The following is a 14,075-nucleotide window of genomic DNA, read 5'->3' as shown; positions in this document are numbered from 1 at the left end:
CTGCGCAGATGGACCGTGATCGTGCTGCCCCGGTTGACCGCCGCCGCCTGCAGATCCCGTACCGGCTGGTGCTGGACCGCTATGGTGCGCTGGATGAGGCCGAGGATGACCTGATGGACCTGCTCCACGGCGTGCTCGGTACCGCCGTGGGGGTGCGCTGGGAGTCCGATCTCACGCACGCCAATCCCTGGTTCCACACGCTGATCCTGGATGTCAGCGACAGCCAGGGCGTGCTGAGCTGCGCGCAGTACCGTGCGTTGCAGGAGGGTCTGCAGGCGCTGGATCTGGCCTGAGGCCCACCGGTACATGCCCGGTGGCCGGCGCAACGGGTAGAATGCGCCATGAATGAATTCTCCGAACTGCCCCTGTCGGCCTCGCTGGCGGCGGGCATCGACGCGCTGGGCTATACCCGCCTGACCCCCGTGCAGGCGCAGAGCCTGCCGGCCATCCTCGACCGTCGCGACGTGATCGCGCAGGCACCGACCGGCAGCGGCAAGACCGCCGCCTTCGGCCTGGGACTACTGCAGGCGCTGGACCCGGCCGTGATCCGCGCGCAGGCGCTGGTGCTGTGCCCGACCCGCGAGCTCGCCGACCAGGTCGGCAAGCAGATCCGCAAGCTGGCCACCGGCATTCCCAACCTCAAGCTCGTGGTGCTGACCGGCGGCATGCCGCTGGGCCCGCAGCTGGCCTCGCTGGAAGCGCACGATCCGCACGTGGTGGTCGGCACCCCGGGCCGCATCCAGGAACTGGGGCGCAAGCGCGCCCTGCACCTGGGCGGGGTCAAGACGCTCGTGCTGGACGAAGCCGACCGCATGCTCGACATGGGCTTCGAGGAACCGATCCGTGAGATCGCCGGGCGCACCAGCAAGGACCGCCAGACGCTGCTGTTCTCGGCCACCTTCCCCGACGAAATCCGCGAAATCGCCCGCGTGCTGCTGCGTGACCCGGTCGAAGTGACCGTGGAAGGCGCCGACCACGCACCGGCGATCCGCCACCTGTTCTGCGAGACCGAACTGGCGATGAAGCAGAAGGCCCTGGCCGGCCTGCTGCTCAAGTACACGCCCGAATCCACCGTGGTGTTCTGCAACACCCGCCGCGACGTGGACGAGGTGGCGCTGTCGCTGCAGCAGTTCGGGTTCTCCGCCCTGCCCCTGCACGGCGAAATGGAACAGCGCGACCGCGACGAAGTGCTGGTGCGCTTCGCCAACCGCAGCTGCAACGTGCTGGTCGCCAGCGACGTGGCGGCGCGCGGCCTGGACGTGCAGGACCTGGCGGCGGTGATCAACTACGAGCTGCCGACCGACATCGAGACCTACGAGCACCGCGTTGGCCGTACCGGCCGTGCCGGCGCCACCGGCCTGGCGATCAGCCTGGTCACCGGCCGCGAGCGCAACCGCGCCGACGCGCTGGAAGCCGCGCAGGGTGCACCGCTGGACTGGCAGAAAACGCCGCTGGCGACCGCACGGCCTGCCGTGCTGCCGCAGGCGGCGATGGAAACCCTGCGCATCGACGGCGGCAAGACCGACAAGCTGCGCCCCGGCGACATCCTCGGCGCGCTTACCGGCGAAGCCGGGCTGTCGGCCAAGGTGATCGGCAAGATCGACATCTACGCCACGCGTTCGTACGTGGCCATCGCGCGCGAGCAGGTCGGCCGTGCGATCGCGCGCCTGGAAGCGGGCAAGATCAAGGGCCGTCGCTTCCGCGTGCGGAAGATGTAAGGCAACGGCTGCCGGAAGGGAACAGCAGCCGGGCACAGCCCGGCGCTGCGGCGGCGCGGGGTCAGTAGACCAGGTTGGCCAGCAACGGCACGTCGCTGGTCCAGCGCTCGCGTCCACCCAACCCGGCCAGTTCGACCAGGACCGCCGCACCGACCACCTCGACCTGCAGCTGCTGCGCCAGCGACAGCGCCGCCAGCAGCGTGCCACCCGTGGCAAGCACGTCGTCGACCACCAGCACCCGGGCACCGGCCGGCAACGCGTCGGCATGCACCTCGATGCTGTCAGTGCGGTACTCCAGCGTGTATTCCTGCTTCAAGGTGCGGCCGGGCAGCTTGCCCGGCTTGCGCACCGGCACGAAGCCGACACCGAGCACGCGCGCCATCGCCGCGCCCAGGATGAAGCCACGCGACTCGATGCCCATCACCGCTGCCAGGCGCGCATCGCGCCAGGGTTCGACCATCGCATCGACCGCCGCCGCGAAATCCTCGCCGTTGGCCAGCAGCGGCATGATGTCCTTGAACAGGATGCCCGGCTTGGGGAAATCGGCGATGTCGCGCAGGCGGCCGGCCCAGGCAGGCGTGGAGGAAGCGTTGGTCATGGGGATCGGGTACAGCAGGTGGGTGGCATAGGGTAACCCGGCTGCCCAACCGGGCCGCTCACCTGGCCCTGCCGCAGGTGGGACCCAGCGTTGCAGCAGGGCTCAGGAACTGCAGGACAACATCGAGCAGCCCGCCTTGTCGCGCGCCCAGTCGGGGCGCTTGCCCGCGTAGTGCGCGCGCCCCGGCTGGACGTCGTACGGATGCCGCAGCACCTCCAGCAGCGTATGCACGCCGCTGAGGTCGCCCTGCTCGGCCTGCTCGATCGCCTCCTGGGCCAGCCAGTTGCGCAGCACGTAGAGCGGGTTGGCGCGCGCCATCGTGTGCTCGCGCGCTGCGCTGTCCAGCGGGTCGGCGCGCAGCCGCGCGGCGTACTGCTGCAGCCAGGCCTGCAGCGCCGGGAGCACCGCGGCGCGGCGTTCAGCGCTGTAGAACGCGTCGTCCAGCACGTCCACCGTCGGCGCCTGCGGATCCAGCTGGATCAGGCCCCGGAACGCCAGCGTCATGTCCATCTCGCCGTCCTGCAGGATCTGCAGCCACGCGGCCATCATCGCCACGTCGTCGTCGCCGCATTGCGCCAGGCCGAATTTGGCGGCGATATCGTCACGCTCGCACTGTGCATGGACGGCCTGGAAACGCGCCAGCCCTGCATGCAATGGCGCGACGTCATCGAACAGCGGCGACAGCGCCTGCGCCAGGCGGGTCAGGTTCCAGTACGCCACCTGCGGCTGGGTGCCGAAGCGGTAGCGCCGGCCCTGTGCGTCGGTGGTGTTGGGAGTCCAGTCGGGATCGTAGTCGTCCACCCAGCCGTACGGGCCGTAGTCGATGGTCAGCCCGAGGATGGACATGTTGTCGGTGTTCATCACCCCGTGCACGAAGCCCACGCGCATCCAGTGCGCCACCATCGTCGCGGTGCGCTCGCAGACCTGCGCGAACCACATCGCGTAACGCGCCGCACCGGCATCGGCCAGCGCCGGGAAATCACGGGCGATGCACGTATCGGCCAACTGCCGCAGCAACGCCGTGTCGCCGCGCGAGGCGGGCAGCTCGAACGTGCCGAAACGGATGAACGAGGGCGCCACCCGGCAGACGATGGCGCCCGGCTCGGGGGCCGGATGGCCGTCATAGAACATGTCGCGCACCACGGCGTCGCCAGTGCCGACCAGGCTCAGTGCGCGTGTGGTCGGCACACCAAGGTGGTGCATCGCCTCGCTGCACAGGAACTCGCGGATCGACGAGCGCAGCACCGCGCGTCCATCGGCACCGCGCGAATACGGGGTGCGCCCGGCGCCCTTGAGCTGCAGCTCCCAACGCGCGCCGCCGGGCGCGATCAATTCGCCCAGCGAGATGGCGCGGCCGTCGCCGAGCTGACCGGCCCAATGACCGAACTGGTGGCCGCCGTAGTTGGCCGCCCACGGCTGCATGCCGGCATACAGCGCGTTGCCACCGAACACGCGCGGGAAGTCCGCGCTGTCCAGCAGGTCCGGGCCAATGCCCAGCAGCGCGGCGACCTCATCCGCGTACGCCAGCAGGCGCGGGTTGGCCACCGGGGTGGGCAGCACCGACGACCAGGCCGCACCGCGCACCTCTCGCACGCGCGGGCCGCTCTCCTCATCGCCGGGCAGCTCACGGATGAAACGGTTGTCGAAACGCAGCGGTTCAGTGCTCATGACAAGCAGATGGGGGCACCGGGACACCCCCGCAAGCTCAACCGGCGCCGGCGCCGAGGTCCAGCGCCCCACCGCGCTCCACCGCACGCTGGTACGCCGGACGCTGCTCGATGCGCTGCAGGAAGCTGCGCAGCTTCGGGTACGCCTCCATGCTGCCCGCACGCGACGCGGCCGCCTGGATCGGGAAGCTCATCTGGATGTCGGCGGCCGTGAAGCGCTCGCCGGCAAACCACGGGGCGCTGCCCAGTTCGCGCTCCATCCAGTCCAGGTGCAGCGTGAGCTGTGGGCCGACAAAGGTCTTCATCACCTTGTCGGCGATGCCACGGGCGATCGGCCGGGCGAAGAACGGCATCGGCGCCTTGCGCACCCGCGCGAACACCAGGCTGAGCAGCAGCGGCGGCATCGCCGAACCTTCGGCGTAGTGCATCCAATAGCGATAGCGCACCCGCTCGGGGGCCTGTGCGGGCAGCAGTTCGGGGGACAACTGGCGGGCGCTGTCGTAGCGGTCGGCCAGGTACTCCAGGATCGCGCCGGATTCAGCCAGGACCAGCGCGTCGTCCTGCAGCACCGGGGATTTGCCCAGCGGGTGCATATCGCGCAGCGCCTGCGGCGCCAGCCAGGTCTTCGGATCGCGCCGGTAGGTCACCACCTGGTACGGCAGGCCCAGCTCTTCAAGCATCCACAGCACGCGCAGCGAGCGCGAGTGGTCCAGATGGTGCACCTTGATCATCGACGGTTCCGCGCGTTCAAACCCGCATCGTAACCGCGCGCGTGCCGCTGTCGCGTCATGAGCCTGTGCCGCCGTGCGCACCGCGCCGTGGAAAAGACAATAAAAAAACGCCGGAAGCTTTCGCTTCCGGCGTTCATGGCGACCTTACGGTAGCGGGGGGTCGATTAGACCGCCTGCACCTGGTCAGCCTGCATACCCTTCTGGCCCTGGACGGCGACGAAGGTGACCTTCTGGCCTTCCTGCAGCGACTTGAAGCCGGTGCCCTGGATGGCGCGGAAGTGGACGAAGAGGTCCGGGCCGCTTTCCGGGGTGATGAAGCCGAAGCCCTTGGCGTCGTTGAACCACTTCACGGTGCCCTGCTGACGATCAGACATGTACTAACTCCTGAAACAAAAGTTGAAATAATCGCGGCCGCCGGATATCGGAGCCGAGACTGAGTTGCAGGCGTTGGTAAAGCGGATCGATGAGCAGATCGTGAGATCAACTGCACCAGGCCACGATTCACGGTGACCCTAGCAAACACAGTGTGGGGGACGATACTCGTGTTTTACCGAAAAAGCGATAGCTGTTTTATTCAGCCATCCCCCCGTCCCGCCTGACAGGACAAGGGATTGACCAATTCTACACGAAATCTGAGTCCCTATTCAGACTTTTCCTACCTTAAGATCAGCCAAATGCCCGATTCAAGTTCTGCCGTTTCCCGCATCTGGGTGGATGCCGATGCCTGCCCCGGCGTGATCAAAGAGATCCTCTTCCGCGCGGCTGAACGCGTCAGGATCCCGCTGACGCTGGTGGCCAACCAGTGGCTGCGCACCCCGCCCTCCCGCTACATCACGGCCGTGCAGGTCCCGCCCGGGCTGGATGTGGCCGACAGCGCCATCGTCGACCGGATGGCCGCCGGCGACCTGGTGGTCACCCAGGACATTCCGCTGGCCGCGCTGGTGCTGGAAAAACGCGGCGTGGCGCTGAATCCGCGCGGCCAGCTGTACACCCCCGACAACATGGCCGAGCGGCTGTCCCTGCGCAATTTCATGGAGGAACTGCGCGGGGCCGGCATCCAGACCGGCGGCCCGGCGCCGCTGGACGCCCGCGACCGCCAGCGCTTCGCCGCCGAACTGGACCGCTGGCTGGCGCGCCGTTCATGAAGCTGACTGGTAGAGGCGCACTGCCCGCGCTGCGCGCGCCAGCCGGGCAGAGCCCGGCTCTACATGGCTCCCTCCGTTGCGCCCGCGCTGCGCGCGATAGCCGGGCAGAGCCCGGCTCTACATGGCCCCTCCGTTGCGCCCGCGCTGCACCGTAGAGCCGGGCTCTGCCCGGCTGCTCTTCGTTCCGCCACCGCAAAGCCCGCGCTGCGCGCGATAGCCGGGCAGAGCCCGGCTCTACATGGCCCCTCCGTTTCGCCCGCGCTGCACCGTAGAGCCGGGCTCTGCCCGGCTGCTCTCCGCGCGGCCACCGCAAATCCCGCGCTGTGCGCGCCAGCCGGGCAGAGCCCGGCTCTACATGGCCCCTCCGTTGCGCCCGCGCTGCACCGTAGAGCCGGGCTCTGCCCGGCTGCTCTTCGTGCGGCCACCGCAAATCCCGCGCTGCGCGCGCCAGCCGGGCAGAGCCCGGCTCTACATGGCCCTCCGTTGCGTCCGCGCTGCACCGTAGAGCCGGGCTCTGCCCGGCTGCTCTTCGTTCCGCCACCGCAAATCCCGCGCTGCGCTGCGCCAGCCGGGCAGAGCCCGGCTCTACATGCCCCTCCGTTGCGCCCCGCGCTGCACCGTAGAGCCGGGCTCTGCCCGGCTGCGCTTCGTTCGGCCACCGCAAATCCCGCGCTGCGCGCGATAGCCGGGCAGAGCCCGGCTCTACAGGATCAGCGAGCGGCCGGTGGTGAAGCTGCGGGGTTGACCGGTGAGCGGGTCGATGAACGACAGCGCCTGCGCGAGCAACTGCAGCGGCTCATCGGGGTCTCCCTGCCCGTCCGTGCGCAGCACCGGATACAGGTCGTCGCCGAGAATCGGCGCACCCAGCACGGCCATGTGCACGCGCAACTGGTGCTTGCGCCCGGATTCGGGATGCAGCCGGTAGCGCCAGACCGGGCCGTCGGCATCGACCACCTCGATGCGGGTTCGTGCGTTCGGCTCGCCGTCCGCCTCGTCCATGCGGAAGAACGGCTCGCCCGGCACCAGCCGGCTGTACCGTTCCACCGGGAACTGCAGCGCCGGCAACGCCGGGGCCAGCGCCTCGTACGTCTTGTCGATGCGGCGTTCACGGAACAGCCGCTGGTAGGCATCGCGCGTGGCAGGGCGCGTGGAGAACAGCACCAGCCCCGCCGTCAGCCGGTCCAGGCGGTGCAGCGGCACCAGATCCGGGTTGCCGGTCCGCGCCACGAGGCGCGCCAGCAGGGTTTCACGAACGTACCCCCCGGCCGGCGTCACCGGCAGGAAGTGCGGCTTGTCGGCCACCAGCAGGTCATCGTCCTGGAACAGGATGGACTCTGCGAACGGAATCGCCGGCTCATCCTCCACCTCACGGAAATAGCGGATCTCCAGCCCGACCTGCCACGGCTGGTCCGCCGCCAGCGCCCTGCCCTGCGCATCGCGCACCCGCCCGCGCGCGAAACGGCTCAGCCACTGGGTACGGTGGATGCGCGGGAAACGCACGCACAGCCCGTCCAGCAGGCATGCCCAGTCGCCCTGGGGCAACTGCAGGCGGCTGGCGGCAACATCGGTGGAAACGGGATCGGACGGGGTCATGGCCCACGCATTATCATGGCGCTCTTTGTTTACGGTACCCACATGGCCCTCACCGCCACCATCCGCAAGGCCGAACTCCAGATCAGCGACATGGACCGGGGCTACTACGCCACCCACGCGCTCACGCTGGCCCAGCATCCGTCGGAGACCGACGAACGCCTGATGGTGCGCCTGCTGGCCTTCGCCCTGAACGCCGATGACCGCCTGGAATTCGGCCGCGGGCTGAGCGTGGACGACGAGCCGGACCTGTGGCGCCGCGACTACACCGGCGACATCGAACTGTGGATTGAACTGGGCCAGCCGGACGAATCGCGCCTGCGCAAGGCCGCCGGTCGTTCGCGTGCGGTGCAGCTGATCACCTACGGCGGCCGCGCCACCGATATCTGGTGGGAGCGCAACGCGTCGGCGGCCAACAAGCTGTCGGTGCTGGAGGTGATGGACCTGCCGGCCGAGTTCGTCGCCGAGTGGGGCGCGCAGGTCGAGCGCACCATGCGCTGGGACGTGCTGATCCAGGACGGCGAAGTGCAGCTGCTCTCGGACAAGGCGCAGTTGGCCGTCACGCCGGTCTGGCGCAAGCGCAAACCCCAGGCATGAGTGTGATCCGCTGCGACGTGCTGGTCATCGGGGCCGGTGCGGCCGGGCTGATGTGCGCGCTCACGGCGGGCCGGCGCGGTCGCATCGTGCAGGTGATCGACCATGCCAACAAGGTCGGCAAGAAGATCCTGATGTCCGGCGGCGGGCGCTGCAACTTCACCAACACCGGCACCACCCCGGGCAACTTCCTGTCGGCGAACCCGCACTTCTGCAAGTCCGCGTTGGCGCGTTACACGCCCTACGACTTCATCGGGATGGTCGAGCGCCACGGCATCGCCTATCACGAAAAAGAGCTGGGGCAGCTGTTCTGCGATGTCTCGTCCAAGCAGATCGTGCGCATGCTGGTCGATGAATGCCAGGCCGCAGGCGTGCAGATCCGCACCGAGTGCGGCGTGGACAAGGTGGAGCGCGGCGCCGACGGCTTCCACGTCCACACCGCGCAGGGCCACTTCCATGCGGCCTCGCTGGTGGTGGCCACAGGTGGTCTGTCGATTCCCAGCCTGGGCGCCACCGGCTTCGGCTACGAGTTGGCCCGCCAGTTCGGCCACACCGTGCTGCCCACCCGCGCCGGCCTGGTGCCGTTGACGTTGAGCGGCAAGCACCAGGAACGCTTTCATGACCTGAGCGGGGTCGCCTTGCCGATCGCCGCACGCTGCAACGACGTCGAGTTCCGCAATTCGATGCTGATCACCCACCGCGGCATCAGCGGCCCGGCGATCCTGCAGATCTCCTCGTTCTGGCAGCCCGGCGATGACCTGCGCCTGGACCTGCTGCCCGGCCAGGATGCCGAGGCGTGGCTGCGCGCGATGAAACGCGACCGTGGCGCCGCCGAGCTGCGCACCGTGCTGTCCGAGGTCCTGCCGCGCCGGCTCGCCCTGCGCCTGTGCGAACACTGGCTGCCGGACCGCCCGGTCCGCCAGATCGACGAGCGCCAGCTGCGCGATGCCGCTGCCCTGCTGCAGGACTTCCCGCTGGTGGCCAGCGGCACCGAGGGCTACCGGACCGCCGAAGTCACCCTGGGCGGGGTGGACACGCGCAAGGTGTCTTCCAGCACGTTCGAGTCGCAGCTGGTGCCGGGCCTGCACTTCATCGGCGAGGTGCTGGACGTGACCGGCTGGCTGGGCGGGTACAACTTCCAATGGGCGTGGGCCTGCGGCCATGCCGCCGGCCAGGTGGTCTAGGCCGTCGATTCCGTGACCGAGTACCGCGAGGGCCGCCGCCAGCATGGACGTAACCCCACGCATCGTGTATCAAGTTTGCAGTCTGGGGAGTAGTGAATGCAGAACGCGAATGACATGACCGTCCGCCTGCTGATCGTGGACGACAGCGGGGAGAACGCTGAGACCATCGTCAGCACGTTGCGCAACAGCGGCATCGCGGTGCGCCCGGCGCGCCCACAGCACAGCGAGGAACTGGCCCAGGTGCTGGGCAACCAGCCGATCGACCTGGTCCTGGCCGCCCCGGCGCAGAGCATCCCGCTGCTGCAGGTTACCCAGCAGATCGCGGCGAGCGGCAAGGACATCCCGATGATCCTGCTGGCCGAACGCCTGGACGAAAACGAATGGGTGGAAGCCGGTGCCAACGGCATCCGCGCGATCGCCCTGCGCCACCGCCCCGAGCATCTGCTGGCGGTGGTCCGCAACGAGTGGACGGACCTGCATGCGCGCCGCGGGCTGCGCCGGATCGAGGCGCAGATGCGCGAGACCGAGCGCCGCTGCGATGCGCTGATCTCCTCCTCGCGCGACCCCATCGCCTATATCCACGAAGGCATGCACATCCGCGCCAACGAAGCGTATCTGGAGATGTTCGGCTACGAGGCGTTCGACGACGTGGAAGGCATTTCGCTGCTGGACATGGTGGCGCCGCAGCACGTGGAAGGCTTCAAACAGCTGCTCAAGTCGCTCAGCAAGGGGGACGCGCCGCCGCCGCAGTACCAGGTGGACGCGCGCAACCAGGATGGCGGGGTGTTTCCCGCGACGATGGAGTTCACCCAGGCCAGCTACGAGGGCGAGTCCTGCCTGCAGGTGGTGTTCCGCCGCCGGATGGAGTTCGACCCGGAACTGGCCCGCGAGGTCGAAGACCTGCGCCAGCGCGACCAGGTCACCGGCCTGCTCAACCGCCCGACGTTCATGCTGCATGTGGAGAACGCGGTGGCCCAGGCCGGCCGCAGCGAGGGCCAGTTCGGTCTGCTGCTGATCGAGCCGGACCACTACGCCCGCCTGCTGCCGGACATCGGCCTGGATTCGGCCGATGTGCTGATCGGCGCGCTGGGCCAGGTGCTGGCCGATACCGTGGGCGACGGCGCGCGCCTGGCGCGCTTCGGCGAGCACAGCTTCGCCGTCCTCACCGAAGGCCCCTACGCGCACACCGTGGCGTTGGCCGACCAGATCCGCGCGGCCTACGCGGCCAAGGTGTTCAGCATCGGCGAACGCTCCGCCACGGTGACCGTGAGCATCGGTGGCGTGCAGGTCGGCGAGAAGATCGCCAGCATCGGCCAGGTGCTGGCGCGCGCGACCGAGTGCACGCACGCGGCTTCGGAGCTGGGCAACACCACCCGCATCTTCGACCCCGCCGCCGTCGACCGCGTCGAGGAAGAACGCATCCAGCGCTGGGTGACGCGCATCCGCGAAGCCCTGGCCGGCGACGGGTTCCAACTGCACTACCAGCCGGTGCTGAACCTGCAGGGCGAGCCGTTGGAGCTGTACGAGGCCTACCTGCGCCTGGAGAACAACGGCGAGCTGCTGAGCCCGACGGCGTTCCTGGGGATCGCCGAGGAGCATGGGCTGCTGGCCGACATCAACCGCTGGGTCGTGGCCCATGCGATCGGCGTGCTCGGCGAGCGCGAACGTGCCGGCCATCCGACGCACATGATGGTGAAGGTCACACCCGAATCCTTCAACGATCCGCAGATGATCGCCACGCTGCGCCGCGAACTGCTGGCCAACGGGGTGCCTGGCGAGCGGCTGTGGCTGCACGCGCCGGAAGCGAAGGTGTTCACGCACCTGCGCAATGCGCAGCAGTTCCTGGCCGAGGTGGCGCCGCTGGGCTGCCGGATCGGGCTGGAGCAGTTCGGCTCGGGCCTGGATTCGTTCCAGCTGCTGGCGCACTTCCAGCCGCAGTTCCTGAAGCTGGACCGCGACTTCACCAGCGATTTCGCGCGCACCCGCGAGCACAGCGAGAAGATCAGCGAAATCACCGCCCGCGCGCAGTCCGCCAACATCCGCACCATCGCCGAGTTCGTCGCCGATGCGAATTCGATGAGCCTGCTGTTCAGTGCCGGCGTGGACTACGTGCAGGGCGAGTTCGTGGGGCCGGCCGGTCCGTTGATGAACTTCGATTTCGCCTGAGGCGGGCGCCGGAGCAGGCGCTCTGGTTGGCGGTGCGCTGCAGTGGGGCCGGTGCGGACGCGTGCGTCAACGCACCGCCGACAACGAAAATGCCGCCCGAAGGCGGCATCTCGTACTGCTCCACCGCCGACCGGGGGTCGGCGTGTGGGATCAGGTCATGTCGACCAGGTTGGGGATGGTCACGTCGGTGGCAACGTCCGCCTCGTAGTCCACGCCTTCCACGCCGAAACCGAACAGGCGCAGGAAGTCGGCCTTGTAGCCGGCCAGGTCGCTGATCTCGTACAGGTTCTCGTTGGTCACCTGCGGCCACAGAGCGACCACCTCACCCTGCACGTCCGGCGCCATTTCCTTGTAGTCCGCGCGCAGGCGGCCGGCTTCGTCCACCAGTTCCACCGGGTGCCCGTCGGCCAGCAACTGGTGGCGCAGGCGCTCGCTGGCGGTGCCGCTGTCCTTGCCGCCGTAGAGGATGTCGTACAGCGTGTCGAGCTGCTCGATGCAGCCTTCGTGCGTGCCCTTGGCCTTCATCACTTTGAACAGCAGCGACAGGTACAGCGGCATGGTCGGGATCGCCGAGCTGGCCTGGGTCACCACTGCCTTCAGCACCGACACGCGTGCGTCGCCGCCGATTGCGTCCAGCTTCCCGCGCAGGCCCAGCACCTTCTGGTCCAGGTCCTTCTTGGCCGCGCCGATCGAGCCGTTCCAGTAGATCGCCTGGGTGATCTCTTCACCCACGTAGGTGAAGGCGGTGGTGGTGGCGCCCTCGGCCAGCACGCCAGCCTCCAGCAGCGCGTCGATCCACATCTGCCAGTCTTCGCCGCCCATCACCGCCACGGTACCGGCGATCTCTTCCGGCGTGGCCGGCTCGATCGTGGTTTCGGTGATCACTTCCTTGTCGGTATCCAGGCCACGCAGGGTGATCGGCGCACCGATCGGCTTGAGCGTGGAGCTGATCACTTCACCGGTCCTGGGATGCTTGCGGCGCGGTGCGGCCAGGCTGTAGACCACCTGGTCGACCTGGCCCAGGTCCTGCCGGATCAGTTCGATGACCTTGGCCTTGACCTCGTCGGAGAACGCATCGCCGTTGACGCTCTTGGCGTACAGGCCAGCCTGCCCGGCGTACTTGTGGAACGCGGCGGAGTTGTACCAGCCGGCGGTGCCGGGCTTGGTTTCGGTGCCCGGACGCTCGAAGAACACGCCGAGCGTGGCCGCGTCGCTGCCGAAGGCCGCGGTGATGCGTGCCGCCAGGCCGTAGCCGGTGGACGCGCCGAGCACCAGCACCTTCTTCGGGCCGTTGACGATCTTCGGCTTGGACTGGATGTACTCGATCTGCTGCTTGACGGCGGCGTCGCAGCCAACCGGGTGGGTGGTGACGCAGATGAAGCCGCGCACACGCGGTTTGATGACCATGAAGACCTCGATATGGACAGACGCAGGCACGGCCTGCGCGATGAAAAGGGCGGCGCGCCATCGGAACGGCTGCGCGGAACGCATGGGATCGTAGTGCGCGGGGGCGCGTTGCACAACCGACGGGGGTGTATGGGGCGGCCTTTGTTCCGCGCGCGCGGGGGAATGGGCGCGCCCTGCCCATCCCCCCGCCCCACACGCTATCGGCGGCGGACGGGAAAAGCGGCAAAGCAGGCGCTGCGCGCTGCCCCAACGAAAAAGCCGCGCAGGGCGCGGCTTTTCCGGTGTTGCGGTGCAGGCCGCTTACGGGCGGCGTGCGAGGGCTTCGACGTCCTTGGCCTTGGGCAGGAGGTCCTGCTTGGTCACGGCCAGCACGCCCATCGTCAGCAGCGGGCAGGCAATGAAGATCGAGGACAGCGTACCGATCACCGCGCCGATCATCTGGCTCAGCGCCAGCCCTTCCAGCGAGCCGCCGCCGTACAGGTACAGCGCCAGCACCGACAGGAAGAAGACCAGCGAGGTGATGATCGTGCGCGACAGGGTCTGGTTGATCGAGCGGTTCATCACTTCCAGCGGCTCGACGCGCAGGCTGCGGAAGTTTTCGCGGACACGGTCGAAGACCACGATGGTGTCGTTGATCGAGAAGCCCATCACCGACAGCAGGCCAGCCAGCACGGTCAGGTCGAACTCGCGGCCGCTGATCGAGAAGTAACCGGCCACGACCAGAACGTCGAACAGGGTGGTGATGATGGCGACCATCGCGAACTTCCACTCGAAGCGGAAGCCGATGTAGATCAGGAAGCCGACCAGCACGAACAGCGCGGCATACAGGCCGTTCAGGGCCAGCTCCTTGCCGACCTGCGGACCAACGAACTCGGCGCCGACGATGGTGGCCTGGTTGCCTTCCACCGAAATCGCCTTCTGCACGGCCTGGGCGGTGCGGTTGTTGGCTTCGCCGGCGTTCTCGCCCTCGCCCACTTCCTGCGGCTGCAGGCGGATCAGCAGGTTGCTGCCACTGCCGAAGCTCTGCACCTGGGCGCCACCGTAACCGGCGCCCTCCAGGTGCTCACGCACGGCATCGACGTCGGCCGGCTTGTCGAAGCGCACTTCGACCACGGTACCGCCGGTGAAGTCCAGTGCGTAGTTGAAGCCCTTGAAGGCGATGCAGCCCACGGCGGCGATGAACACCAGCGCGGCCAGCGTGATCGCCACCCAGCGGGTACGCATGAAGTCGAACTTGGTGTCGTTCGGAATCAGATGCAACGGGAACAGTTTCAT

Annotated in this window: 13 protein-coding genes; 6 read left to right on the top strand and 7 right to left on the bottom strand. The window is 68.3% G+C overall.

The window, feature by feature from the left end; genetic code table 11:
• Positions 1-8: 8 nt before the first annotated feature.
• Together ACLB90_RS18075 and dbpA are read left to right on the top strand one after the other, a co-directional pair.
• Entirely contained in the window at positions 9-293 is a 285-nt protein-coding gene (locus ACLB90_RS18075) for a hypothetical protein (RefSeq protein WP_411850744.1), read from the top strand.
• Positions 294-341: 48 nt separating this feature from the next.
• On the top strand, positions 342-1,718 hold the full coding sequence (dbpA, locus tag ACLB90_RS18070) for an ATP-dependent RNA helicase DbpA (RefSeq protein ID WP_411850743.1): 1,377 nt from the start codon (positions 342-344) through the stop codon (positions 1,716-1,718).
• A gap of 61 nt (positions 1,719-1,779) precedes the next feature.
• On the opposite strand, the gene ACLB90_RS18065 is transcribed toward dbpA, so the two are convergent.
• The 4 genes from ACLB90_RS18065 to ACLB90_RS18050 all read right to left on the bottom strand — a co-directional run bounded on the left by ACLB90_RS18065 (position 1,780) and on the right by ACLB90_RS18050 (position 5,088).
• Positions 1,780-2,316, bottom strand: coding sequence for an adenine phosphoribosyltransferase (locus ACLB90_RS18065; protein ID WP_411850742.1), 537 nt, complete (start codon positions 2,314-2,316; stop codon positions 1,780-1,782).
• A 102-nt stretch (positions 2,317-2,418) separates the two neighbouring features.
• Complete coding sequence (locus ACLB90_RS18060; protein WP_411850741.1) at positions 2,419-3,984, bottom strand: protein adenylyltransferase SelO; 1,566 nt, start codon at positions 3,982-3,984, stop codon at positions 2,419-2,421.
• Positions 3,985-4,021: 37 nt separating this feature from the next.
• On the bottom strand, positions 4,022-4,714 hold the full coding sequence (locus ACLB90_RS18055; RefSeq protein ID WP_411850740.1) for a glutathione S-transferase family protein: 693 nt from the start codon (positions 4,712-4,714) through the stop codon (positions 4,022-4,024).
• Positions 4,715-4,878: 164 nt separating this feature from the next.
• Positions 4,879-5,088, bottom strand: a complete 210-nt coding sequence (locus ACLB90_RS18050) for a cold-shock protein (RefSeq protein ID WP_017356920.1) — start codon at positions 5,086-5,088, stop codon at positions 4,879-4,881.
• Positions 5,089-5,388: 300 nt separating this feature from the next.
• Between ACLB90_RS18050 and ACLB90_RS18045 the strand changes: the two genes are divergently transcribed.
• A complete protein-coding gene (locus tag ACLB90_RS18045; RefSeq protein WP_411850739.1) occupies positions 5,389-5,859 on the top strand; it encodes a YaiI/YqxD family protein in 471 nt (156 codons plus the stop codon).
• A gap of 702 nt (positions 5,860-6,561) precedes the next feature.
• On the opposite strand, the gene ACLB90_RS18040 is transcribed toward ACLB90_RS18045, so the two are convergent.
• The gene (locus ACLB90_RS18040; protein ID WP_411850738.1) at positions 6,562-7,452 is read right to left on the bottom strand and encodes a pseudouridine synthase; all 891 of its coding nucleotides are present in this window, start codon (positions 7,450-7,452) and stop codon (positions 6,562-6,564) included.
• Positions 7,453-7,494: 42 nt separating this feature from the next.
• On the opposite strand from ACLB90_RS18040, the gene ACLB90_RS18035 reads away from it, so the two are divergent.
• The 3 genes from ACLB90_RS18035 (at position 7,495) to ACLB90_RS18025 (ending at position 11,393) form a co-directional block, all read left to right on the top strand.
• A complete protein-coding gene (locus ACLB90_RS18035; RefSeq protein WP_411852794.1) occupies positions 7,495-8,046 on the top strand; it encodes a YaeQ family protein in 552 nt (183 codons plus the stop codon).
• On the top strand, positions 8,043-9,227 hold the full coding sequence (locus ACLB90_RS18030; protein WP_411850737.1) for an NAD(P)/FAD-dependent oxidoreductase: 1,185 nt from the start codon (positions 8,043-8,045) through the stop codon (positions 9,225-9,227). The genes ACLB90_RS18035 and ACLB90_RS18030 overlap by 4 nt, the downstream gene beginning before the upstream one ends.
• Before the next feature lie 96 nt (positions 9,228-9,323).
• Positions 9,324-11,393 (top strand): EAL domain-containing protein, encoded by a 2,070-nt coding sequence (locus tag ACLB90_RS18025; protein WP_411850736.1) that lies wholly within the window; start codon positions 9,324-9,326, stop codon positions 11,391-11,393.
• Between the two features lie 150 nt (positions 11,394-11,543).
• Here the strand turns inward: ACLB90_RS18025 and fabV are convergent, their stop codons facing one another.
• Together fabV and secF are read right to left on the bottom strand one after the other, a co-directional pair.
• Positions 11,544-12,800 carry an enoyl-ACP reductase FabV gene (fabV, locus tag ACLB90_RS18020; protein ID WP_411850735.1) on the bottom strand — a complete coding sequence of 419 codons (1,257 nt, stop codon included), beginning with the start codon at positions 12,798-12,800 and terminating at the stop codon, positions 11,544-11,546.
• 300 nt (positions 12,801-13,100) lie between these two features.
• Complete coding sequence (gene secF / locus ACLB90_RS18015; RefSeq protein ID WP_411850734.1) at positions 13,101-14,075, bottom strand: protein translocase subunit SecF; 975 nt, start codon at positions 14,073-14,075, stop codon at positions 13,101-13,103.

The sequence above is a fragment of the Stenotrophomonas sp. LGBM10 genome (genome assembly GCF_046736075.1).
GTDB lineage: Bacteria > Pseudomonadota > Gammaproteobacteria > Xanthomonadales > Xanthomonadaceae > Stenotrophomonas.
Note: the sequence above shows the minus strand (reverse complement) of the source record. Positions and strands in the feature narration are given on the sequence as shown.